Source organism: Faecalibacterium duncaniae (assembly GCF_010509575.1).
GTDB classification, from domain to species: domain Bacteria; phylum Bacillota; class Clostridia; order Oscillospirales; family Ruminococcaceae; genus Faecalibacterium; species Faecalibacterium duncaniae.
Genome location: NZ_CP048437.1, coordinates 695,685 through 719,692, shown reverse-complemented (window position 1 = coordinate 719,692; position 24,008 = coordinate 695,685). Strand labels below are relative to the sequence as shown.

23 protein-coding genes and 1 pseudogene are annotated in these 24,008 nt (G+C 49.3%); 7 read left to right on the top strand and 17 right to left on the bottom strand.

Features of this window, described 5'->3' with window-relative positions; genetic code table 11:
* The 11 genes and pseudogenes from GXM22_RS03405 to GXM22_RS03350 all read right to left on the bottom strand — a co-directional run bounded on the left by GXM22_RS03405 (position 1) and on the right by GXM22_RS03350 (position 8,551).
* Entirely contained in the window at positions 1 to 1,770 is a 1,770-nt protein-coding gene (locus GXM22_RS03405; RefSeq protein ID WP_035394920.1) for an ABC transporter ATP-binding protein, read from the bottom strand.
* 68 nt (positions 1,771 to 1,838) lie between these two features.
* Positions 1,839 to 2,594 carry a hypothetical protein gene (locus tag GXM22_RS03400; RefSeq protein ID WP_005935769.1) on the bottom strand — a complete coding sequence of 252 codons (756 nt, stop codon included), beginning with the start codon at positions 2,592 to 2,594 and terminating at the stop codon, positions 1,839 to 1,841.
* Between the two features lie 73 nt (positions 2,595 to 2,667).
* The gene (locus GXM22_RS03395; RefSeq protein ID WP_005935772.1) at positions 2,668 to 3,645 is read right to left on the bottom strand and encodes a helix-turn-helix transcriptional regulator; all 978 of its coding nucleotides are present in this window, start codon (positions 3,643 to 3,645) and stop codon (positions 2,668 to 2,670) included.
* 135 nt (positions 3,646 to 3,780) lie between these two features.
* A pseudogene (locus GXM22_RS03390) lies at positions 3,781 to 3,999 on the bottom strand (zinc transporter); the annotation flags it as partial.
* 99 nt (positions 4,000 to 4,098) lie between these two features.
* Positions 4,099 to 4,578, bottom strand: a complete 480-nt coding sequence (locus tag GXM22_RS03385) for a hypothetical protein (protein WP_005935777.1) — start codon at positions 4,576 to 4,578, stop codon at positions 4,099 to 4,101.
* The gene (locus GXM22_RS03380; RefSeq protein ID WP_005935779.1) at positions 4,575 to 4,727 is read right to left on the bottom strand and encodes a hypothetical protein; all 153 of its coding nucleotides are present in this window, start codon (positions 4,725 to 4,727) and stop codon (positions 4,575 to 4,577) included. The genes GXM22_RS03385 and GXM22_RS03380 overlap by 4 nt, the downstream gene beginning before the upstream one ends.
* A gap of 44 nt (positions 4,728 to 4,771) precedes the next feature.
* Entirely contained in the window at positions 4,772 to 5,263 is a 492-nt protein-coding gene (locus GXM22_RS03375) for a hypothetical protein (protein ID WP_005935781.1), read from the bottom strand.
* Between the two features lie 110 nt (positions 5,264 to 5,373).
* The gene (locus GXM22_RS03370) at positions 5,374 to 5,868 is read right to left on the bottom strand and encodes a hypothetical protein (protein ID WP_005935784.1); all 495 of its coding nucleotides are present in this window, start codon (positions 5,866 to 5,868) and stop codon (positions 5,374 to 5,376) included.
* A gap of 62 nt (positions 5,869 to 5,930) precedes the next feature.
* Positions 5,931 to 6,728 (bottom strand): alpha/beta fold hydrolase, encoded by a 798-nt coding sequence (locus GXM22_RS03365; RefSeq protein ID WP_005935787.1) that lies wholly within the window; start codon positions 6,726 to 6,728, stop codon positions 5,931 to 5,933.
* Between the two features lie 90 nt (positions 6,729 to 6,818).
* Positions 6,819 to 7,682, bottom strand: a complete 864-nt coding sequence (locus tag GXM22_RS03360; RefSeq protein ID WP_005935791.1) for an MBL fold metallo-hydrolase — start codon at positions 7,680 to 7,682, stop codon at positions 6,819 to 6,821.
* Between the two features lie 101 nt (positions 7,683 to 7,783).
* Positions 7,784 to 8,551, bottom strand: a complete 768-nt coding sequence (locus GXM22_RS03350) for an alpha/beta fold hydrolase (RefSeq protein WP_005935795.1) — start codon at positions 8,549 to 8,551, stop codon at positions 7,784 to 7,786.
* A 1,341-nt stretch (positions 8,552 to 9,892) separates the two neighbouring features.
* Between GXM22_RS03350 and GXM22_RS03345 the strand changes: the two genes are divergently transcribed.
* The 3 genes from GXM22_RS03345 to GXM22_RS03335 are packed head-to-tail and all read left to right on the top strand — an operon-like array spanning position 9,893 to position 12,782.
* On the top strand, positions 9,893 to 10,327 hold the full coding sequence (locus tag GXM22_RS03345; protein ID WP_005935806.1) for a plasmid mobilization protein: 435 nt from the start codon (positions 9,893 to 9,895) through the stop codon (positions 10,325 to 10,327).
* Positions 10,299 to 11,834, top strand: coding sequence for a relaxase/mobilization nuclease domain-containing protein (locus GXM22_RS03340; RefSeq protein ID WP_099357243.1), 1,536 nt, complete (start codon positions 10,299 to 10,301; stop codon positions 11,832 to 11,834). Before GXM22_RS03345 ends, GXM22_RS03340 begins: the two co-directional genes overlap by 29 nt.
* 12 nt (positions 11,835 to 11,846) lie before the next feature.
* Positions 11,847 to 12,782 (top strand): ParB N-terminal domain-containing protein, encoded by a 936-nt coding sequence (locus tag GXM22_RS03335; protein ID WP_005935816.1) that lies wholly within the window; start codon positions 11,847 to 11,849, stop codon positions 12,780 to 12,782.
* Between the two features lie 409 nt (positions 12,783 to 13,191).
* Here GXM22_RS03335 and GXM22_RS03330 read toward each other — a convergent pair whose 3' ends face one another.
* Positions 13,192 to 15,315: a heavy metal translocating P-type ATPase gene (locus GXM22_RS03330; protein WP_005935822.1), complete on the bottom strand. Its 2,124-nt coding sequence runs from the start codon at positions 15,313 to 15,315 to the stop codon at positions 13,192 to 13,194.
* Between the two features lie 73 nt (positions 15,316 to 15,388).
* A complete protein-coding gene (locus GXM22_RS03325) occupies positions 15,389 to 15,745 on the bottom strand; it encodes an ArsR/SmtB family transcription factor (protein WP_015536701.1) in 357 nt (118 codons plus the stop codon).
* Positions 15,746 to 15,977: 232 nt separating this feature from the next.
* Between GXM22_RS03325 and GXM22_RS03320 the strand changes: the two genes are divergently transcribed.
* From GXM22_RS03320 to GXM22_RS03305, 4 genes are read left to right on the top strand one after another with little or no spacing between them, the layout of a single operon-like run.
* Positions 15,978 to 16,505, top strand: coding sequence for a DUF6921 family protein (locus tag GXM22_RS03320; RefSeq protein WP_005935827.1), 528 nt, complete (start codon positions 15,978 to 15,980; stop codon positions 16,503 to 16,505).
* Complete coding sequence (locus tag GXM22_RS03315) at positions 16,493 to 17,032, top strand: hypothetical protein (protein WP_005935830.1); 540 nt, start codon at positions 16,493 to 16,495, stop codon at positions 17,030 to 17,032. The genes GXM22_RS03320 and GXM22_RS03315 overlap by 13 nt, the downstream gene beginning before the upstream one ends.
* Positions 17,029 to 18,582, top strand: a complete 1,554-nt coding sequence (locus GXM22_RS03310) for an FAD-binding protein (RefSeq protein ID WP_005935834.1) — start codon at positions 17,029 to 17,031, stop codon at positions 18,580 to 18,582. Before GXM22_RS03315 ends, GXM22_RS03310 begins: the two co-directional genes overlap by 4 nt.
* On the top strand, positions 18,579 to 19,280 hold the full coding sequence (locus tag GXM22_RS03305) for a succinate dehydrogenase/fumarate reductase iron-sulfur subunit (RefSeq protein ID WP_005935837.1): 702 nt from the start codon (positions 18,579 to 18,581) through the stop codon (positions 19,278 to 19,280). Before GXM22_RS03310 ends, GXM22_RS03305 begins: the two co-directional genes overlap by 4 nt.
* Before the next feature lie 44 nt (positions 19,281 to 19,324).
* Here the strand turns inward: GXM22_RS03305 and GXM22_RS03300 are convergent, their stop codons facing one another.
* The 4 genes from GXM22_RS03300 to GXM22_RS03285 form a co-directional block, all read right to left on the bottom strand.
* Positions 19,325 to 19,576: a DUF6061 family protein gene (locus tag GXM22_RS03300; RefSeq protein WP_005935841.1), complete on the bottom strand. Its 252-nt coding sequence runs from the start codon at positions 19,574 to 19,576 to the stop codon at positions 19,325 to 19,327.
* A gap of 479 nt (positions 19,577 to 20,055) precedes the next feature.
* Positions 20,056 to 21,657, bottom strand: coding sequence for an ABC transporter ATP-binding protein (locus GXM22_RS03295; protein ID WP_005935845.1), 1,602 nt, complete (start codon positions 21,655 to 21,657; stop codon positions 20,056 to 20,058).
* Between the two features lie 55 nt (positions 21,658 to 21,712).
* Positions 21,713 to 22,972: a radical SAM protein gene (locus tag GXM22_RS03290; RefSeq protein ID WP_005935848.1), complete on the bottom strand. Its 1,260-nt coding sequence runs from the start codon at positions 22,970 to 22,972 to the stop codon at positions 21,713 to 21,715.
* A gap of 298 nt (positions 22,973 to 23,270) precedes the next feature.
* Entirely contained in the window at positions 23,271 to 23,804 is a 534-nt protein-coding gene (locus GXM22_RS03285) for a DUF5626 family protein (protein WP_005935851.1), read from the bottom strand.
* Positions 23,805 to 24,008: the final 204 nt, after the last annotated feature.

The window sequence follows — 24,008 nt, the reverse complement described above, 5'->3', positions numbered from 1 at the left end:
TTACCCCTCCTTTGCGACCTTCCACTGCACCGACGCCTGATACTCCTGCCACATCCGGGCAAACAGGCCGTTCTGCGCACACAGTTCGTCCTTTGTGCCGGATTCCACAATCTGCCCATCCTGCACCACATAGATGCAGTCGGCGTTGGCGACGGTGGACAGGCGGTGTGCGATCATCAGCACCGTTTTGCCCTTGGCAAGCTGGGCAAAAGCCGCCTGTACTTTTGCTTCATTGTCCGGGTCGGCAAAGGCGGTGGCCTCGTCCAGAATCAGGATGGACGCATTTTTCAGCATGGCACGGGCAATGGCAATGCGCTGCTGCTCGCCGCCGGAAAGATACACGCCCTTGGTGCCAATGACGGTATGGATGCCCGCCGGAAATTTCTCCACAATATCCATGCACTGCGCCGCATTCAGTGCTGCCAGCACCTCGGCTTCGGTGGCCTGCGGCCTACCCAGACGGACGTTGTCCAGAATGCTGCCCTTGAGCAGGCGGCTGTTCTGGAACACAAAGGAGATGGTATCCATCAGTTCTTCCTTGGGGATATCCCGCACATCCGCTCCGCCCACCCGGACGCTGCCACTCTGCACATCAAAGAACCGGCAGACAAGGTTTGCCAGCGTGGATTTGCCACCGCCGGAGGGGCCAACGAAAGCCACCGTCTGCCCCGGCTGAATGTCCAGCGAAACACCCTTGATGACCTCGGTTTTTCCGTCGTAGCTGAAATGCACATCCCGCAGCGTGACAGAGGCATCCTGCGGGTGTTGCGGAACAGCCTGCACCTGCATGGGCGCCGTCTCCAGCACCGAGTCGATGCGTGCCAGCGCATCCGCTACCACCATCTTGTTCTCACTCATGTACATTATACGGGTCAGGGTCAGGGAGATCACCGGCGTGATGATGATATAGAACAGCAGGTTCAGCAGAAACTCCGGGGTGACGCCGTGGGTCGTGAACAGCAGCCCGCCCGCGATCAAAAAGGCGAACACACCGTTGACGGCAGCGGTGTAGAACATCATGGGCAGGCGCAGGTCTTTGGTGTAGGAGATGACCCACTTTTCATACTCATCAATGGTGGCCTTGAACTTTTTGAAGGAAAATACCGATTGCCCGAAGGTCTTGACCACCGGGATACCCCGGACGTACTCCACGGCCTCATTGGACATCGCCTCCAAGGCGTTGCCGTACTGCCGCATTTTTTCAGCCATCCGCTTGCCAGTCATGGTCGCCATGATGAGGAAAGCCAACACCACCGGCGCAAGGCTCAGCAGACCCAGCCGCCAGTCGAACGCCAGCAGCAGCACAAGCAGCCCCACCGGGGTGGCGATGGCGTTGTACTGGTCGGGCAGCTGGTGGGCAAGATAGGTCTCGGCGGCTCCGGTGCTCTCGTGGATGATCTTACGCAGCTTGCCGCTGCCGAAGTTCTCGGCAAAGCCCAGCGGCAGCACCGCCAGATGCTCCGACACCGCCAGCCGCAGATTGGTCGCCACCCGGAACGCCGACAGATGGGAGCACATCAGCGCCGCAATGTAAATGAGGTAAGACAGCACCGCGAATAACACTGCCATCCAGCCGTAACGAGGGATGTTCACCGCCTGCGCATAGTTTGGCGCTGCGTTCAGCACATCCCGCAGGATCATCCAGATATAGAGGAACGGGATCAGCGCCATCAGTGCGCTGACAGCGGAGAGCACCAGTGAAGCATAGGTGAATACCCGATGTCCGCCTGCATAGCCCATCAGCCGGGAAAAGTCCGATCGTTTTTTCAATCAAATCACATCCTTACCGTAATATTGCCATGCGTACCGCCTGACATGATCGGGTGCGCATGTGCCGTTTATTCTGCCTCAGACAAATTTTCCGTGACGAAAAGTTCAATGACATTTTCCATAGTTGCCTGATCATAGTCCTCTGCGATGGCGGCAGCATTCCAATAAGCATAATTTCCTTCATACCAGCTCTGCAGGTCGTCGAGATCCTCTGCATAGCGGAATTCCAGATGATACGTCGTTTCCATCGTATCGGGCGCAAAGGCAAAGTAGGTAAACTCCCCGGAATCCGCATCCTCGCTCTGGTAGAAGAGGAAGCTGTTTTCATTGTCCACATCCAGTTTCTGGTAGGTGTGTGCAAACACTTCCTGTCCTTGCGCATCCAGACCGGTGATGGTGTCGCCATTCATCACGAATTTTTCCACGCCACCCAGAAAATAGCAGTTGAACGCCGTGCTGTCCGGATCTGCTGCATATTTTTCAACAGCCTCCTCGCCATACGGCTCTGCCATGCACATTCCCAGCAGCATATCCGTAGCCGATTCCGCATTGTCCTCGCCTACCAGCGGAGTCGCAGCGTCGATCCACAAATTCCGGTATTCACTCTTTGCCATCTCCGGGAACAGTTCCACATAAGTCCCGCTGATACCAGACAGATAATCCTCCGCATCCATTACCTGACTTGCGGAAGCCGAAGAAGCCACCGAGGAGGAAACGCTGGATGCCGAAGACGCTGTGCTTGCGCTCTGCTGGCCGCAGCCGACAGCAGACAGCAGGCAGACCGCAGACAAGGCCACTGCAACAAATTTCTTTTTCATCATCATATGAAAGTACCTCCGGTTTTAAAGTAAGTTTGTTCTAACCGCTCTGTACTTTAGCATATTTTTCGGCCGTGGACTACTCCATTCTGATTTCCCTGCTCCGTTTTGCGAGTCCATTTGCGTGGGTGCGGTACTGCGACGGGGTCGTTCCATATCGTTTCCGGAAAGCCTCCGAAAACTTGCTGGCGTTGTCATATCCTGCATTCTGTGCGATCTGCGTAATGGGCTTTGCGCTCCGGACAAGCTCTACGGCAGCCTGTTCCAGACGGTATTCCTTGATATAGTGGTATACTGGCACACCGTAGACCTGTTTGAACATTTTTTGCAGGTGCGAAACCGAGATCCCGTGTTCTTCTGCCAGCTGCGCAAGGGAGACATACCCCTCCCGGTTTGTCAGAAGGTGATCCCGGAGATGGTGTGCCAGTTCGGTCTGTTCGGTAGAACAGTACAAGTCCGTTCCTTCCTCCTGCGGAATGCGGCTCAGCAGCATCAACAGCTCCACCACCTTGAGCCGTAGGAACCGGAGATCCATGTAGGGCGCATTTTCGTACAATTCCCGGAAAACGTGCTCACAGCGGGGTCCTGCCGTACCGAACATGAACCATCGGTTTCCCAGAAGATTCTGCTTCAGTACCGCAAAATCCACCGAAAAGCCCGGTGCGTTCTTCTCAAGCCAGTTCTGAGCGGCTGCTGGATCAACTTCCAGACACAGCCCTTCGTAACAGCCCAGCGGGAACCGTGACTCTGAACGTGTTCCATGCCGTCCGTCGTAGCAGCTGACGGCCATATCCCCCGGCTTTAGCAGAACGCTATCACGCATGGAAAAGCTGGTTTCAAAACGGCCATTGATGCAGAAATTGATCTCTATCATACCGATCTGCGTGCGGATTTCCGTATAGGTCTCCATCTCCAGCCGCAGCAGCATGATCCCCACGCCATCAAACAGCCGGTAATAGTGAATTTCTCCACTTCCGGCCGCATTTTCAAAGCCGCCTGTTTGTCCGGGATTATAGGGAGTGACCCCCGTTTTGTCATGAAAAATGATATCAATCATACTGTTTATTCAATCCGATCTCCACAATCCGTCTTTTGCAGGGCTTGGAATGGCAGCTGTGGTCAACTGGCAGATCTCTGTCTTTCATGTTTTTCCTTTCTTCGCCCCTTGCATCGCAATTTTCTCAACCATGCGCTATCCCAGTGCCACATCCAGTACCATCATCACGCTGAAGCCTACCGCAAAAAACACCGTGCCGACGTTAGAGTGCTGCCCCTGCGACATTTCCGGGATCAGCTCCTCCACCACCACATACAGCATGGCTCCGGCGGCAAAGCTGAGCAGATAGGACAAAGCGGGCACCACAATGCCTGCCGCCAGGATCGTCAGTACTGCTCCGATCGCACCGAGAATGTACCATCGAATCAGCTTTTTCGGTTTCTCCGTCTTCATCTTTTTTGACTCCGATTGCAGTTCATGATTCTGCTTTTCATTTGGGCAATTTCCAACTTCTTAGAAAATCAAATGGACAATGCCGCCGACAATTGCCGCTCCTGCAACCCAGATTAGCGCCAGTATGCTTCGCTTTTTCAGCACCTGCCTCCATGTCTGCACGAACGGCGCATCTTCAAGCCCTGGCAGCACCCAAAACTGGCTGTGCCCGACCCATAGCTTGTCGATTACAACGCCGTCATAGATATTCATAACCTCAAGAAACAGCAGCGCCTGCCAATAGGCCTCACCAAAGGAGGAAGCCCCGTTCCACAAACCGATGATCAGCACAAGAGCAGCAAGCATCACGATAAAGAACGGTATCATAAAGCATTTTCGTTTCCGGTTCATCGTATTGCGGTCGATCAGTCCCAGTTCGATGGCGCGATCCTGCACCTCCTTGGGATAAAAGTACAGTCCATTGACAGCACCGCCGATCACAGCGATTTTTACCATTGCGGTAAACAGCAGACAATAAAGCAGCAGTTGCAGTACGATCATTGTTTTTCTCCTCTCAGTCTGCGTGCGAATCGGGCATCTGGCATCATCGCGGTGTAGCGGATTCCTTGTTTTCCCTTATGCTGAAGCTGCTGGATATGGGCTTCTGTTGTTTTTCTTTTTTCATGCAGGACTTTTTTTATCACACGCATAGAAAATCTCTGCCTCCCAAAACGATTGCTTCTGTCACACGTCCTCAAAGCAGTGCGCAAAGCCACGCTGCCACAGCGGAGGCGGGAATGTAGATTACAAAGTGCCGGATATGTGTTCGCTTGTTATAGCCGAACATATGCGGACCGACCACGCCCTTCAGCTCCGGATAGAAATGCGGAAAGAAATTGGAGTGACACAGCAGCACCCAGTCAAAGAAAATGATGTCGTAGATCTCCATGGCGTAGAGCACGGTAAGAAACCGCACAAAGAAGTCCAGGAAGCCGAAGCCGTTTCTGACGCCGTCCCATACGCTTAGTGCCGCCGCAGCGAGAAAAAGCAGGATGGCAATGATCTCAATCACCCAGCCGATACTATGTGCGCCGGGAAATCGTTCCTTTGTATCGGGGATTGCGTCCAGATTTTCCTTTGGTGCGGATGAGAAAAAACGCTTGTCCTGAATGAAACCCACCCCGCCGTATAAAACAAGAAAGTATGCCAGAAATACCATGAGCGTTACAAGAACCGTGATTTTCATTTCGACTTTACCTTCTCTCCTTCACGTCCGCAAATATGGCAGATCATTGCATTCCCGCGTCGGGGTATTTGATGAGGCCATACAGCGAGGAGCATCTCCCATGTATTGTTTCAAAGCACGGTAACGATCAAGGCTGCCAGTGCGGCAGCTGCGGCAAACAACGGGATACCGCGCCAAAACGATTCGATATGCTTTTTCGGATTTTGATAGTATTTCTTCTCCGGCAAAAACGAGAAACGGATGCGTTTTGTACTGCGCCACCAGAGCAGATCGATCACAAGGAGATCGAACAGGCCCAATCCCTCGCCGAATGCAAGGAAGTACCAAAATGCTGACAGGTAATTGTTTAGGCCCAGCACACTTTTCAACGCAAGCCCCAAAACGGAAAACACCACTGTAAACAAAAGAAGATTACTGAGCAAAATGGCAGCGGTGGATTTTCCCTTCGGAACAGCCTTTCCAAGCTGATGGTCGCTTCGCACACGGTTTTGAACTTCTTCGGGATAAGAACGCAGCCCCATGAGATTTTTCTTGTCCGTGCCTGTTCCAAGAAAACATACGCCCCAATACAGAAAATAAAAAGCAATTGCAACGATGATTTTCATAAGCCTATATCTCCGTTGAATCCAAAAAGCTGCGGATAGAGCATTCTGATTCTTCCTTTTCTTCAGCCTCTTTCGTTTTGAGCTGCCTGTGCCTGTGTCAGGAACGCCATGATTCTCCGGTAAAATTCCTGCGGATACATCATCACAAGCTCCGCGTGATCCATCTTCGGAATTTCATGCAGTTGCGCCCGTGGAAAATATTGCTTTATAAAGCAGATATTGCTGTGTCGCGCCTGCTTTTCCTCTTCGCCGTACCAATATGTGATTTGGCAGCCCATTTCAGCCGGCTTCGTCGGCAGAGTATAATTGTTCGCCGACCAGAAAATGTTGCGGACGGTGCGTTTTGAATAGGTTTTCAGATACGCCGCCAGCGCATCATACTCCTTCACTGGATCGCGCCCCGGCATCGTCCAGCGCTCTGGCGGATAGACCGTCTCAAGGACCTTGCGGCTCTTCGCTATGAGCCTGAAACCAAGATTGTCACGCAGGCAGGCGAGACGGCGCAAAATCAGCGGCATCCGATACGGCGTAATGCCTGCATCAATAACGGCGCGCTCGACCGGGATTTTTCCCAAGGCGAGAAAGCGTGTCAGACACGCACCGCCCAGAGAACAGCCATATGCCGCGTTCAAGTGGGTAATGCCGCGCGCTTGCAGCCAATCTGTTACCTCGTCTACTGTCGTCTCCACAGAGATAAAGTCTTCTCCCGTTTCGCCGTGACCGTCATAGACGATCTGAATCACATGGTAATCCTGCGAAAGCAGGCCAACCGAGTCGGCGAACGCCCACTCCGGCTCCGCCGTGCACGGCAGAAACAGCAGCGTCTTTTCATGTTCTTTTCCATATTCCAAAGTTCTCATACCATCCGCCCCTTGGTTTTTGCAGCATTATTTTTTCGGATTACGCTCCGTCATCGCGCCAAAGAATGCCGGTGCGCCGCCTGCACTTCCTTATCTTCCCACGCCCTTCAAGTACCCGCTTTTTGAGTTTTCCTCAGTATCATCGGATTCATCATAGGCATCGTAAAGCGCATTGGGGTCGTGGGCTCTTTTCTTGAAAGGCGAGCACAGCTCATTTTTGTGCGCAAAGGCAAACTCCATGTTGTCCGTCCAACCTGTGTGACCGGTAATGAACAGCGGATGCAGCCCACGTTTTCTCAGCTTTTTCTCCAGCAAAGCCAAAGACTTCACCGCCAGCTTGTTATCCTCTGCCAGCGAAGAAATAAAACTGTATCCGCCGTCCGCACCGAACCAGAGGGTATCGCCGGTAAAGAGATATTTCCCGTCCACAAGGTATACCATGTGCCCCCATGTATGACCGGGAACGAGAAAACACTCGATCCTGATGCCGTCAATATCAAAGACCTCACCATCGTGCAGCAGCACTTTTTCATTGTTGATCGTCACCTGCGGCAGCTTATAGAGATGATAAATGACCTTGCGGCGTGCTTCTCCGGTCAAATACCGGTTCTCGATCTCGCCAATGTACAGCTTCGCATTCTGGAACAGCCCCGGACTGTCTGCTTCCACCGCACCTACATGGTCGGTGTCCTGATGGGTGATGAGGATGTGCCGGATGGAATACGGGTCGATTCCCAGCCAGTTCATCTTCTCTGCCAGCCGGTCATAGTTGTATCCGGCATCGATCATAATGGTCGTATCGCCCTTGCGGTAGAAAAAGATATTTGCCACCCACTCCCGCACACAGGCGACATTTTCATCGATCCAGCCGGTGTTCAAAGGCTTGAAGATTTCCTTGCCCCGGTACATCCGGCTCATTGCTTTTCTTTGGAATTCCGTTGCCTTTTTTGACATAATCGCACCTCATTTCTGTGCTGTGATACACAGCCAGCCCTTTTTATTTTTGTGGTTCTGGATCTTACAAAATCCTGCTTGCTCCAGATACGTTTTACCGTTCACAATGCAATACTTTTTACCAGATGCGCCCACTGCTCCGGGTGACAAGCCAGCAATTCCTCGTGCTGCAAGTTCTGCTCATGGAGAACAGGATGTGCAAAATGCTGCTGATACCGGACACGGTATTTTTTGCCCATCTTCAGGGCGTAAAAGATATGGATCTCGGTACCGGGCACATGGATCTTATCCGGCAGCGGAGTGATAAGATCGGAGTAGAACTGATTTTTACAGCTCTGCATGGTCACATAAGGGCGGGCCTCACCGAACATTTTCAGAAAGGCTTTGACATAATCCCCCGACTCTCTGGCACGCTTATCCAGACGCTTTTGGAGAAATTTTGCCTTAAACTTTCCGTCCCGCACCACAGGGTAGATCAATGGCAGCAGAAAATCAGTCTGCAATCTTGCCGCCAGCGGCGATGCCTGATCCAGATCGGAGCTGCCCAGAATGCCGTAGTCCATGTGGATGTTCTGCCGCGCCGCCAGCAGCCCCACAAACGAGCCGCCCAGAGAGCAGCCATAGGCCGCCCGGATGTGACCGCCGCAGTGGGTCTTGAGGTAGGCCTCGATCTTTTCGGTCTCCTCCAGCATGGTGGGAAATTCGGTCTGTTCAGTCTCATCAAAGCCATCGTAGCTGACGCACAGCACCCGGAAGCTGTCAGCCAGAAGCGGGATCACCGCACCGAAATTGCTCTTCCAATGGCAACAGGTGCCCGGCAGCAGCAACAGCACCGGGGCATCCTCTGCACCAAATGTGTAGATTTTCATCGTGATACGTTCCTTCTCTATTTATTTTCCACCTGTAAATAGAAGAGATATATTTCTTCGTATAGGGCAGAGTTTTGAGTTAGGTAAAACTAACTTTTCGTTCTATAAAAAGCCGCTTCTCAGCGGTCCTTCTGCCAAAATAATACGCCCTGCCGTCTCCTCTGTCAAGGAGTTTAGGCATTTTCGGAGATTTTGAAAAAGATTTCGTTATTGGAGCTTCCCCTGCGGCATAGAGGAGGCAAAACGTTTCCCGCATCGAAAAAATTTCGTCCCTGTAAACTTGTCTGTTTCTGCTTGGCAACGCCCGGTGGGAGTGCTATTTTTACTTTGTGAATTTGTTTTGCCTAACCATCTGAGGGGTTTTTCCCCTGCATTTTTTTGCATCGATTGTTAGACAATGGTCAAAAAAGCAACATCCTGTTGCTGCCGGCAATAGAAAGATCTACCGCAGACAGAAAATGGGGTTTGTTCTGATTCACATAGCGTATTTTTTCCTAAAGCTACAAGATGTGTCATACTTTTCTTGCTTCACTTCAATAAATTTTTCAAAACCCTCTTGACGCATTCTACATGCCGTGGTATTTTTCTTGTAAATCCCATTGATTTTGTGGATTGGTTCAAATTCATCCACAAGATGTGGTCGTGTTCATTTTGAACACAGCCACAGAAAGTGGTTGGTTATCACCGTGAGACCCACCACTTCAGTGAGGAAAAGTCCACGAAAGAATTTACCGCCCCGCAACACACCCGATTCATTTTGCCGCTGTTTCACCCGACAAAATCCATCGCTATGCTGCATGGGCGGTATTTTTCTTTTACGGGAGCTGCACCTTGAAAATTTCATGAGCCGACCGGACGTGATACCGACTTTCCGTCAACGCCGCTGCACAAACAGGGGCAGGAACTTCGTTCGGAGCAAACGGCGATTCCCATTACATGAGCAGCACAGCCTCTACTTATTTTTTGCGTCTTAACAATTCGGAAACCATTACCCAGAAACGGTTTTGAGCGCAGCGGTAGAGGGCAAGAACCGTCCCGTGGCCACAAATTTTCAATTCTTGAAAATGTTGTGCTCCACTGGGACTTCACTTCTCAAACTCTTGCGAGTTTTCTAAGTGATCTTGTTGGGGCAGCGCTTGTCGGGGCAACGCCCCTCCATCTGCTGTCGCAGACCGCGCTGCCGCTTAAAAGCCCCACTGGGGCTTTCATTGCTCCGCTACGCTTCGCAAACGCGGTCCCACCCCAAACCCTGCTCATCATTCGTGCCTTGCGGCACGAATGGAACGGCGTGTCGTGCTTACATAACTTCACCGAGGAGTTATCGAACAGACAGGAGGTACAATGACCAAAACGAATGTTCAATCGACCCCTAGCAATTCCCAGCACCACGACACGCCGAACAACAAAACGCACGTCATCAAGTTCCGTGTGACAGCGGAGGAAAAAGCGTCACTGGAACTCACTTGCAAACTCCTGAATCTCTCCCTCTCCACTTTTATCCGCCGCGCCATCCACAACGTCAAGATCGAGAAAACAATCATCGTTGCCGGCGGCGGAGAAGAAACCCTGACCGCTGTTTCCACTTTGCTTGCCCAGTGCAGCAAGGTGGGCAGCAATCTCAACCAGCTTGCAAGGCACTTCAATTCCGGCGGTGCGGACACCGAGCAGATCCGGGCGAAACTCCTTGACGAACTTGCAGACCTGACCGCATTCCGGCTCAGCGCCGAGAAAGTTCTGGGTGAACTGTATGGCAACGCTCAAGCATATCGCCTCTAAGAATTCGGACTACACCGCCATCGAAGCGTACCTCGTTTACCAGCACAACGCGTTCACCGGAAAGCAACTTCTGGATGAGCACGGCAAGCCGAAGCTGCGGGATTCGTACCTGCTCGACACCCTTGAGTGCGGCGATTTCTCGTTCGCAACGGCCTGTCTGCTGGCAAACCGCAAGTATGGCAAGAACACCCAACGCGATGATATTAAGAGCCATCAGTATATCATCAGCTTCGACCCCAGAGATGCAGCCGACAACGGCTTGACCATGGAAAAAGCACAGGCACTTGGCCTGAAATTCTGCGAAGAAAACTTCTCCGGTCACCCCGCCATCGTCTGCACTCACCCGGATGGGCATAACCATTCGGGAAACATCCATGTCCACATTGTGATCGGCAGTATCCGCACACGAGAGGTGGAACGTAAGCCCTATATGCAAAAGCCCCGCGACTGGCGCGAGGGTATGAAGCACTCCAGCACAGCCCAGACCATGCGGCACTTGCGTGTTGAGGTCATGGAGATGTGTGAGGGTGCTGGTCTGTACCAGATCGACCTGCTCAACGGCTCGAAGGAGCGTGTGAGCGAAGCCGAGTATTGGGCGCGTAGGCGCGGCCAGTTGAAACTTGACAGTGAAAACGCAGGCCTCGCCGCAACCGGACAGCCGCCCAAGCAGAAGAAGTTTGAAACCGTGAAGGACACTTTGCGGAAACAGATTTCTTCGGTGTTGTACCGCACAACGAGTTTTGAAGATTTTTCTGACAGGCTCATGCAGCAGTATGGTATTGCCGTCAAGGAAAGCCGTGGGTGTCTGAGCTATCTGCCCGCTGGCAGAACGAAGTTCATCCGCGCGAAACATCTCGGGGACAAGTTCGATAAGACGGCAGTGCTTGCCACATTGCAGGCAAACGCCGAACGCAAACCCAAGGTGCAGTTCAAACAGGATACCATCGGGAAACTGATTGACATCCAGTCGAAGATGACTGAGGGCAAGGGCATCGGCTATAAGCGTTGGCTCACGAAACACAATCTCAAAGTTATGGCACAGACCGTGAAGCTTCTGCAGGAAAAGGGCTTGACCGACGAGGACGTCCTGAACCAGCGCATCACCGAACTGGAAACCAAGTACCACGACTCGCTGGCGGTGGTAAAAGACCTCGAAGGTCGCATGAAATTCAACAAAGAGCTGTGCTATCAGGTCGCAGCCTATGCCAGCACCAAGATAATCACACAGCAGTTAAAAACTGCCAAACGACCCGCAGCCTTTGAGGAGCAGCACCGTGCAGAGCTGACAGCATACCGGGCAGCAGCAGCCTATTTTAAGGCAAACAACATCACCAAGCTGCCCAGCCCGAAAAAACTGGAAGCCGAGTATGCGCAGCTGGCATCCGAAAAGGCAAAGTTCTACGAGCAGTACAAGGAAACCAAGGAAGAACTGCTCAAACTGAAAACCGCAAAGCAGAATGTTGCGTCCTTTTTCCGAGAGGAAGAACCGGCGCAGCAGGAGAGATAAAGGAGTGTGCGCATGACCAACCTGAAAATCGACCCTGAGTTCCAGTCCCAGATTCCCCCTCTGACCGATGATGAATTTAAGCAGCTTGAAGAAAATATCCTCAAAGAGGGCAAGCTGCTCTCTCCTTTGATTGTCTGGGGTAATACCCTTGTTGATGGACACAACCGTTATGAAATCGTTCAGGAGCATCCCGAAATCTCTTTCTCCACGATGCCGCTCCCATTTGAAAGCAGAGAAGAAGTCCTCGCATGGATCTGCAAGAATCAGTTGGGGCGGCGCAATTTAACCCCGGAGCAGAAGAAGTTTCTGATGGGCAAGCAGTATTCCTCTGAAAAGCGCACCGAGGCGTTTCGCGGTAATCAGCATACTGCAAAGAAATCTGGCAGTGTTCAATCTGAACACAACCAGAAGCCAATGAAAACCTGTGAGCGCATTGCGCAGGAAAATCACAGTAGCGCAAGTTCAGTCCGCCGTGCAGAATACTATGCCCACGGCGTTGACGTTGCGGATGAACTGTCTCCCGGTTTCCGTGATCGGTTCTTCCGCGAGGAACTGCACATTCCCGATTATCTTCTCGAAAATCTCGGCAAGGCCAAGCCCGAAGAACAGGCTGAAATTTTTGAGGAAATCAAGAATTATGTGCCGAAGCCGAAGAAAGTCAAGCCTAACAAAGTAACGGTGAAGCAGGCAGAGAAAGCCGCCAGCAACACCATTGATGAAAGCTATGATGTTCCCCAAAAGTTTCTCGAACTGTACTACCGGCTCCACAATGCTGAATCTCTCATGCGAAAGAGTTGGGAAGTTACGTTCGACTTGAACCCGAAACTTCTTACGCATCCGGAACAGGTCAAGGTTCTTCGCTTTGCCCTGAAGCCTCATCTTGAATTTTTGAAAACGCTGGATGAAGTTCTTGCAGAATCCAGCGATGAATCCTCTAAAACGGCATAACGACAGGCACTTGTAAGCCATCAACGGGCCACCAGCCGCAAGTGCAGGGCGGAAACTATCCGCGCCCCTGCGCCTGATAAAAATTGAAACTTTGATTTTCTCGCCCGACTTTGCCACGGTGGGACGATCAAAGGAGCGTGCGTTTGAACAAAAAGAAAAAGTCCACAAACACTTCCCCCTATCCCGATGAAGTCATCGACCGTCTGGTACGGGCATTCTACCCGGCGATCCTTGCCTGCTGGAACAGCGAGGAAGGCCAGCGGGAGTTTGCTGCATGGCAGGCGGAGCAGGCTCATATTGCAATCAAAGAAAAACAGGAAGTTCCCTCTGGGGAACTCCCTGCCTTACTTATCGTGTGTGGATTTTTGCAGGGTGCGTCCGGGTGGGCGCACCCTGTTTTTGTTTGTGCTTATTTCTTCAGAATCCGCATTGCGTTCAGAACAGCGATGATCGTGACACCCACATCACCGAACACGGCTTCCCACATACCGGCCATGCCGAGTGCGCCCAGAACAAGGAACACGCTCTTGATGCCAAGAGCAATCACGATGTTCTGCATCACAATCCGTTTCGTAGCCTTTGCAACATCAATGGCTTCTACAAGTTTCGATGGTTCATCTGTCATCAGAACAACATCCGCAGCTTCAATCGCGGCATCCGAGCCAAGACCTCCCATGGCAATGCCGACATCTGCACGGGCAAGAACAGGGGCATCGTTGATGCCATCGCCCACGAAGGCGAGTTTGCTGCCCTGCCGTTTCTGCTTATCCAGCATTTCCAGCTTTTCGACCTTCTGGTCGGGCAAGAGCTGTGCATAATACGCATCCAGACCAAGTTCGTCTGCCACCGACTTGCCGATTCGCTCATCATCGCCGGTAAGCATAACAGTTTTTTCCACGCCGATCTTTTTCAGCTCTGCGATTGCGCACTTGCTGTCCGGCTTCACTTCATCTGCGATCAGGATACAGCCTACATAGCTACCATCCGCTGCTACATAGAACTTTGTTCCGGCTGCATCGCAAGCGGCATAGGCAATCTTTTCAGATTCCATCAGCTTACTGTTGCCAGCCAGTACCTTCTTTCCCTGCACCATAACGCTGATGCCGCGTCCTGAGATTTCCTCAAAGCCAGAGAACTGCTTCTGGTCGATTGGCTTTCCATACGTCGCAAGAATCGACTTTGCGATCGGGTGGTTGGAATAACTCTCTGCCTGTGCAGCATACTCCAATACCTGCTCTTTCTGGTATCCGGCTGCCGGAATGATATTTGCGACCTCAAAAACACCCTTTGTTAAGGTGCCGGTCTTATCAAAGACCACCACGCTCACTTTGTTCAGTGCTTCCAGATAGTTGCTGCCCTTTACCAGCACACCGCGCTTGGATGCGGCACCAATACCGCCGAAGAAGGTCAGGGGAATAGAAATGACCAATGCACACGGGCAGGAAACGATCAGGAACACAAAACCTCTGCGCAACCACTCAGACCAGCCGCCGCCAAGGACGAGCGGCGGAATGATCGCCAACACAGCCGCCATTCCAACAACGACCGGCGTATAGTATCGTGCAAAGGTCGTGATGAAGTTCTCGGTGGGAGCTTTTCTTGCAGAAGCATTCTCCACAAGGTCAGTGATCTTCGATACCGTGGATTCCCCGAAGCTCTTTGTGACTTTCAGCGTCAGCAAACCGCTCTGGTTGATGCAGCCGGACAGGGCTTCATCGCCTTTGCGGATGCTTCTCGGCACAGATTCGCCGGTCAGTGCCTTGGTGTCCAGCATGGATTCGCCATCCACAACGATGCCATCCAGCGGGATTTTTTCACCGGGTTTTACCACGATGATCTCGCCCACCGCAACGCTTTCCGGAGAAACGACCTGCAATACGCCATTCCGCTTAACGGTCGCCGAATCCGGACGGATGTCCATAAGGTCAGAGATGGACTTTCTGGAACGCTTTACCGCCAGCGACTGGAAGAACTCTCCGACCTGATAGAACAGCATAACTGCAACAGCTTCCGGGTATTCCCCGATGGCAAATGCGCCGATCGTGGAAACACTCATCAGGAAATGCTCGTCAAACACCTGTCCTCTGGTGATATTTTTCACTGCCTGCCATACGACATCCCAGCCAAGAATCACATACGCCACAATCAGAAACGCCAGTTCCGCCAGAGTCGGCAGCTTTGCGAATACGGTCAATGCCATACCGATTGCATAGACCACAGCACCCACGGCAAGCCGTATCGTGCGCTTCTTATCCTCATCGTTATAGACCGCCGCTTTTTCATCCTTTTTGACAGGTGCAGTCGCTTCCAGCTGCTTTTCCGACACTTCAACATCCGGCTCATGGCTGTGTACGATCGTGGTAACGGTATCCAGCAAGGAAGCAGCTACCGATGTTCCAGCCTGAACAGTCAGCGTCTGGTTCATCAGATTCACGGTCGAAGAAGTCACGCCATCCAGCTCACCGACTTCTTTCTCGATCTTTGCTGAGCAGTTCGGGCAGTCCAGACCTTTCAGGATGAATACTCTTTTCATTTTGACCTCTACTACGTTTTCTTAATTGTTCAATCGCTCAACTTAAAAGACAAAAAGATAATCGCTTGTGCGATCATCCTCTTAAATGCTCAAATCCCTTGTCGATGATCTCCTTTACATGATCATCCGCCAGCGAATAATACACGATCTGGGCCTCTCTGCGGAATTTGACCAGTCCGGCAAGCCGGAGTGCTTTCAGCTGGTGAGAGATCGCCGATTTGGTGACGCCTAGCAGAACCGCAAGGTCGCATACACACATCTCGCTCTGTTCCAGAGCATGAAGGATCTGCACTCTTGTGCCATCTCCGAACAGCTTGAAAAGCGATGCAAGCTGGATGTAGTCGTCTTTCGGCTGCATTTTGCCTTTTACATCGTTCACGATGTCCTCATGGATCACATCGCAATTACAGGTGTATAAAGAATTTGACATCAGACGTTCTCCTTATTTTGTAGTTGAACAACCGTTCAATCATATTATATCTGCTCTTCCTCCGTTGTCAAGAGGAAAAGTTAGCATCTGCTTCCTGCGATTTGTCGTCTAACAGACCTTGACAGCCTCCTTATTTCGCATACAATATAGTTGAGCGTTTACTCAACTGCCGTATTTTGCGCAGAAGATTTTTCATTTGAACAACCATGCAATAAATAAAAGAGGTCTGCCTGTGAAAGGAAAATTCATCACTCTGGTTCTGACATTGGGATTTCTTGCCGCGTTTGGCGTATTTATGCACTCGCCGCCCTCTATTCTGGATGGGCTGACCGGTGCGACCCCGAAAGCGAAACGTGCCGCACAGATGGCCGCACCGCTGGAGGGCAACTATCTGTTCTGCATCAACCCTGCGCTGGAACCGTTTTCCGATGCGGATTTCCGGAATGATCTGAAAGCATTTGTTTCCGGTGAGACAGAAGTCCTTTCCGATGCCGGACTGCCGCACATGACGCTTTCGGTCTGCGAAACAGACTATCCCTTGCTTTGCTATGCAACGGCTCTTTGTGAACGCCTGACTGCTGCCGGAGCAGATGTCACGTTGAAGCAGTACAGCGAAACCATGCTGCGTTCCCGTGCAATCAATGGGCGGTATCAACTGCTGCTGGTTTCGGAAAATACGCTTGATGCAACAGCATTGCCGGATGCAGACATCCTTCTGCTCTCCGCAGAAGAAATGGAGGACCCCTCATGCGAAAACTGAACACCATTCTCTCCGTTCTGCTACTTTTCATCTGTCTGCTTCATGGGCTGATGGGCAGTTTTATGTTGCTGGGCATCAGTTCCGGGGCAGGAAAGTTTCTGGCATGGATCGGCGTTGGCATTCTGGCGGCGCACACCGTCCTTGGGCTTTTGCTGACCGCACAGACATTCCGGGCTTCCCGGTCCGGCGGAAAACTCTACGGAAAGCAGAATGCTCTGTTCTGGGCAAGGCGCACCAGTGGGCTTGCTATTTTGCTCATGCTCTTTTTCCATATTGGCGTGTTCGGCAGAGTGCAGGACGGCGTATACATTCTGTTTCCGTTCACAACGGTCCGGCTGCTGACGCAGCTTTTACTGGTTGCTTCGGTATTTGTGCATCTTCTGCTCAATCTCCGACCCCTTCTGGTATCGCTGGGCATCGTCCGGGATAAGGAGCAGCGCGGCGACCTCTATCTGATTCTTTCTATACTGGTGCTGTTTGCTGCCGGTTCGATCATTCTATATTATATCGGGTGGAACAATGTATGAAACACACTTTGGTGATCGTGGGTGCAGGGCTGGCAGGGCTTTCCGCTGCTTTGACTGCTGTGAAAAACGGCTGGACGGTAAAGCTGGTGTCCTCCCTTGCCTCCGAGCGGGCGCAGTCTGTTATGGCAGAGGGCGGAATCAATGCAGCCTTGAATACCAAGGGAGAGGAGGATAGCCCGGAGCAGCATTATACAGATACCCTGACCGCTGCCTGCGGACTTGCTGACCCGAATGCAGTCTGGGGGATGACGCAGGCTGCGTCCGAACTGGTGCGCAGCCTGCACCATCTGGGAGTACAATTCAACGTGACAGATGACGATGAACTCGACCTGCGGAATTTTGGCGGACAGAAGAAAAAGCGGACGGCCTTTGCACAAAGCGATACGGGAAAGCAGCTAATGACCGCTCTGATTGATGCTGTGCGCCGGGAAGAAAGCGCAGGAACGGTCGAACGCTTTCCACACCATAAGTTCCGCACCCTGCTGCTTTCCGGGAACATCTGCGGTGGCTGCACAGTGCAGGACACCTATACTGGCGAACTGCTGCGGTTTGTATGCGATGCCGTCCTGATTGCCACAGGCGGGCTGCATGGCTTATTCGGTGATACGACCGGCTCTCTTGCCAATACCGGAGAAGTCACCGCAGAACTGTTCCGTCTGGGCGTTCCGATGGCAAATCTTGAAATGATCCAGTACCACCCTACCACGGTCGAACTGGGTGAAAAACGGATGCTTCTGAGTGAGGCCGCCCGTGGTGAGGGCGGGCGGCTGTTTGCATTACGGAACGGGAAGCCGTGGTATTTCATGGAAGAAAAATATCCGGAACTCGGCAACCTGATGCCGCGTGACATCACCGCGCGGGAAGTCTGGACGGTCAGCCGTGACTATGAGGTGTTCCTTGATATGACAGAGCTTCCTAAAGAAGTCATGGAGCATAAACTTGCCGGACTGGTGGATGATTGTCAGACCTATCTGCACAAAGATATTCGCAAAGAACCCATTCCGATTTTGCCGGGTATCCACTACTTTATGGGAGGCATTCAGGTGGACGAGCGGCACCGCACTTCGATGCGGAATCTGTACGCTGCCGGTGAATGCTGCGCTCAGTACCATGGCGCAAACCGTCTGGGTGGAAATTCTCTTCTGGGTGCGATCTATGGAGGACAGATTGCTGCGGAAACTGCCTGCCGGGAAACAGTCAGTTCCCCCAATATGCCCTGTGCCGAAGAATCCCTTCTGCCCGAACTTTCCCCGGACGCTCAAATGCAGATGAATCGTATTCTGCTGAACGCACTCGGTGTCGTGCGGGATGCACAGACATTGGAAGCGGGCATTCAGGAAATCCGCAAACTGTCTGGCACCCTTCCGCTTCTGGGCTGTGCCATGCTGGAAAGTGCCCTCGCCCGAAAAGAAAGCCGGGGTGCGCACTGGCGGGCAGATTATCCCCAACGCAACGATGCCGTTTACTGCAAAACCACCGTGGCACACTGGAACGGGCAGCATATCGCCATCAGCTTTGAATCCATCCCCGAAAGGCGGCATGATTTATGAACTACACCATCCGAATCAAACGGCAGGAAAACCAGCAGGCTTCACCCTGCTGGCAGGAGTTTTCCTTTGAGGGAAGTGCGGACACCTCGATTGCTTCGGTGTTGAACGAGCTGAATCACCGCAGCCCTCTGTGCGAAAAGAGCGGAACGGTCGTTTCCCCCATTGCGTGGGAATGCGGCTGCATGATACGCAAGTGCGGTGCCTGTGCCATGCGGATCAATGGTCTGCCTCGTCTTGCCTGTTCCGTTTTTCTGCGGGACTGTAAGGGAAGCGTTGTTACTCTGGAGCCTTTGAGCAAATTCCCACTGGTGAAAGATCTGGTCGTAGACCGTTCCGTGATCTTTGAAGCACTGAAGCGGACAAAGCTGTGGCTGGAAGGAGATGCGTTCCAGACCAGCTATACGCACAGCCAGCGGTATCAATCTGCTAAGTGTCTGCTCTGTGGCTGCTGCTTGGAGGTCTGCCCGAATTTTGACCCGAACAGTGAATTTGCTGGAGCTGTTCTGCCCGTCAACGCTTACCGTATTCTGAACGAAGAACAGGATATTGCCCATCAGACAGAACTCGCAAATGCGTATCGTCAGCTTTATTTTGAAGGCTGCGGAAAATCTCTTGCGTGCCAGGACATCTGCCCAGCCGGAATCCCGGTCGAAGAACTGATGTCACGTTCCAATGCCGCAGCGGTCTGGAAGCGATAAAGTGTAAAAGGGTATGCGGTTTATAGCCGCATACCCTTTTATGCTTAATCTTCTAATCCGTGACTTCCCGCCACATTCTTCAAATATTCCTCCGGGTCACTATTCAAAATCAAGTCCGCATAGCCCAGCGGGTCATTATAGACGAGATAGTCTAACTCCGACCTCTGCGCCATGGTCACATCCAAAGCGTCCTCGACCCCGGTACAGTCAATGGAGATTTTTCTCCCATCCCGGAGCAGCAGCTCCACGCAGCCGGTGTCCATGTTGAAATGGCAAGCTCTTGCATCGTACTTCATGTTCGTGTCCTTTCTGCCTTACGGCACTCTTACAGTTGTGACTTTTGTTATACGGTTCTTCTGATAAGGTTTTGGACACACAGCCGTCGGGAAGGAGCCTTCATCTTGCTTTCCGAAGAAAACAAAAAAATCCGAACCCCTCTCCTATCGGAAAAAAGTTCGGATTTTGTTGTTGTGGTGCACCTCCAGGGACTCGAACCCTGGGCCCACTGATTAAGAGAGAAAGTCGCGGGTTCGTCTCAAAAGATGGAAGTTTCGAGTCATCGCCATTTTTACGCAAAACAACGTGATTTTTTGCGTAGTAATTTCTGCACTCTTTGTCGTATTTTGCACCGAAAAGTACCCTCTGCACGGTTTGAAACCGTGCAAAAACCGTGCACTTACTCCAAAACAAACAAATTTCGACCTATCCCCTACCGACTTGACGGCATTGGTTTGAGTGACCGAACATCAAAATTCAAAGAGTATAGTCAGAACCATTACGGTGTGTCCAATTTATATACCTCATCAAATTGCCGCTTTCGTGCTTCTGTTAGATGATGGCTCACAAGAATAAGCGTCAGTCTTGGGTTTTCCAATAAGCATTTCTCTATACGCTCCGCATTTTTTTCATCCAACGCACTTGTTCCTTCATCTATCAAAAGAATAGAACGATTATAAATCAATGCACGAGCAATCGCAATTCTTTGCTTTTGGCCTCCAGATATCTTATTCCCGTTTTCTCCAACAATCGTGTCCATCCCATTTGGCATAGAAGATATATCGTACTCAAGTGCACTATCTTTAACCGCTTTTTTGATTTGTTCTTCTGTAAATCTTCCTCCCAGCGTAATATTTTCTCTAATTGTTGTGTTAAATAAAAATACATTTTGGTCAACATAGCCTATCTGTTGTTGAATCTGTTCCGGTGCAACTATACGAATGTCCGTATCATCAAAGTAAATATTTCCTGTATAATCGGGAAGCCATCCTAGAAGAATCTTTAGAAAGGTAGACTTTCCACAACCTGAAGGACCTATAAGTGCATATTTTTTCCCTTTTTCAAATACAAATGAAATATTTTTGAGAACCGTCTTTTCTCTATAATTAAAAGAAACATTTGTTACACTGATTTTCTTTTTGAAAGTAGAGAGTATTTTATTGGATTTATGTTCTCCATCCGTGTTCAAATTTGAAAGTTTTTCAAAATACGGTCTTGCCGCAATCAAAGAAAGACGAGTATTTGAAATTCCAGACAGTCCATTTGAAACGCCCCCTATCAAATTTGTTCCACTTGCTAAAACACCTAGCATTACTTTTCCTTGCATAACAAGAAGCACAATCAAAAGCATTGATACAACTTGCAGTGTAACATTAACAAATCCAACAATTCCCTCCGTATTTGCTTTAGTAGCATTTAGGATATAGTTCGGTCGTTCAATATTATCACTTATGCTTTCGCTCTTTCCTAAAAATTTCTCACCTCTTCCAAAAGTCTTCAGGGTATCCATTCCGAGAAAAAGATCTTTTAATTGGCTAATGGCAACAGACTGTTCTTGAGAGCAGTTTTTCCCAAGTTTTTCTATTTTTTTATGGAACAGATTTGGAATACTCCACATTAAAAAAGCTGATAGCAATGCAAAAAGTACAAGTGACCAATGTAGAAAAGCCAAGCTTATAATACTTACAATCACCTGCGTTACACGGCCAACACCAGAAAAAAATGGGATCCATGCCAGTTGTTCTATTTGTTTAATATCATTCGTCACCCATGATAGATATTCTCCGATATCATTCTTATGATATTGCTTATAATTTTGTCGCAAAATAGAATCATAAATATTCTTGCGCACATCGTTGTTCAAAGCCCAAATTGCTTTTGCCTGTATACGATCCGCTAAAACAGAAAACAAAAGATATAATCCCCATCCAAAAATATCAATGCAGCACCAAAATAAAACCAAATTAAAATTCATTTGCGCTGCAGAGTCGAATATCTTCATCAACAGGAATTGAATACACGCATTCATCGTAAATGATAGGGCTTGAAACACACAGACTATTATGCAAAGAAATTTTTGTTTTTTCAAATAGTAATCCATACATTCAATCCATTATTTCATCTTTCAACAATGATTCACTTATACCTAATTTTCGTTAAGACTTGTTCGGATAAAATGTTTTACACACATACTTCTCACACATATTGTCAACCACAGCACCTTTTTTACAACTAATATTCAAACAGTTAAGCACTCTATTGCAACCATAACATTTTTGATGAATCTGTCCCTCTGTCCATGCTTTTGATTTTTTAGGGTCAATTATAATACCCTCCATAGCATCAATCCTTCCAATATGATTTTCTGGCGCATTCAACGAAATTGTACATTTATCAATCATACCATTTGCGCGAAAAACGAATCCGTACGGGAAAGATGCATAGCAAATATCCGAAAACAAGTCATTCGGCTGCTCATATAATGTTAGCCCAATTTTCTTAATATACGCTTGATGTGCATACTTCAATTGCTTTCTATTTTTGCCTTCTGATATTGGCATTGAGCCCACTAGTGTTCCACCCCAGTCAGATACAAGTGCAACGAGAATTGAAAATCTTTTGTCTTTCGCAAACAGCGATGAAAGATAATCATACCATGAAAAATCTTGGTCCCCATCTAAAATATTATGTCGTATAATAATATTATACTCGTACTCAGAAGAAAGAGTCGATATTTTTCTAAGATTATCAATTATTCTCTCAAGTGTTCGTATTCCAGAAATATGCGGTCGAGTCTCGTTATGATTCCATCCATCTAATGTTATTTGAAAAGATCGTATCCCCACTTCATAAAATTTAATAAACATTTCTATGTTTAGCAAATATCCATTAGTTGTCATTGTCGCTGCATAATTAAATTTTCGAACAGTCTGCAATTCTTTTACGCATGATGAAATATCCAGTATAATGTTTTCACATAGAGTGGGTTCTCCTCCAAACCAACTTATTTGAAGATTATCAAATTTATCAATCATATTTTGAATATATTTTTTGATTTGTTCCACAATATCTGATGTCATAGTTATATTCTCGTGTGGTTCATAGCAATATGGACATCTAAAGTTGCAAGCTTCTGTTGGCATAATCGTTAGAAGGAGGCTCTTATTCATTCTTTCTTTAAGACTACACACGATTTTATCTATTTCTTGTCTTGTCTGCAACATCTCTTGTTCATATAGTAACCTTGTGAGATCCGTCGAAATTTCATCGCGTCCTCCTGCTTTTACAATATCATCAAATTCCTGTCGAATCGAAAAATCAGTCAATTTAATCTTATTTTTCAACAGATTTGATGTTACCAATGTCCTTTCGCCATTTCTTTCAATTTCAACATATCCAGGAATTATATATTTCATATTATCTTCCTTTTCGATTATAAAATATAGGAGACTTTAGATTGTTCCAAAGTCTCCTATATCTCATGATTACTGATTAGCAACCACAGCCAGCACCGCCGTTAGTATTGTATGCACTCGGATGTGCATTTTCCAACACGGTTTCCAGCTCTCTCTTTTCAGAAATAACCTCCATACTATTCACCTCCTTTCACACAAAGACTTTGTTGCTACTGCGATTTTTATTTAGGTTAGTTTCATCATTTTGAAGCATCCGACTTGCTTTTCTGATTTAACTTAGAACATATTCTTAAGTTAATTAGTACAGCTCTGTAGTAATTTGATTGCCAGAAATTGAAGCTCTCACGCCACCACTTTTCGTCCAAAGTGTAACAACCGGATTGTCAAAATATGTGAATTTCGCATATCCCTCAACAATTGCAGGAAGAACAGGCGACTCCATCTGTCTGACAACATTAATTTTGGCATCTTCATACGATGTCATAATTCCCGTTATCGCAAGCCCCCATGTCCGTTTAATTTTTGTGTAAAGACCAGCTTTTTCCAATTCAATCCAATATTCCATTGTTGCCAGTCCATTTGTCCCGGTAATCTTCCATACTCCAGATAGTGCTCGGCCAGTATTGATAGGTTCAGCAGTAATCTTTGCAATCGAACCATCTGGCAACTTCACTGATTCTTCATGCTTGACACGATCGTTAAGATCAAAGGACATCGAAACAGTCGGTTGTTTTGTTGCCACCTCTTGTGCAGCCGAAGCACAAACGGCCGAAAGTGAAAAGATCAAAACAACTGCCATGCAAAGCGAAATCAATCTTTTCTTCAACGTCATTTCGAGTCATCTCCTTTTATTTTAATATAGAATTCGACAGCATATCGGATAAGGTATTTTGCAAGTGCAAAAAAAGCTATCGCCACGATTGCTACTATCAACACAATCGTCAAGATTTCCGGTACGCTAAATTTCATAAATACACCTCAACTAACGCTCAACTTGTTGCCTCGGAAATATCTGCATTGGAATTGCCTCCGCTCT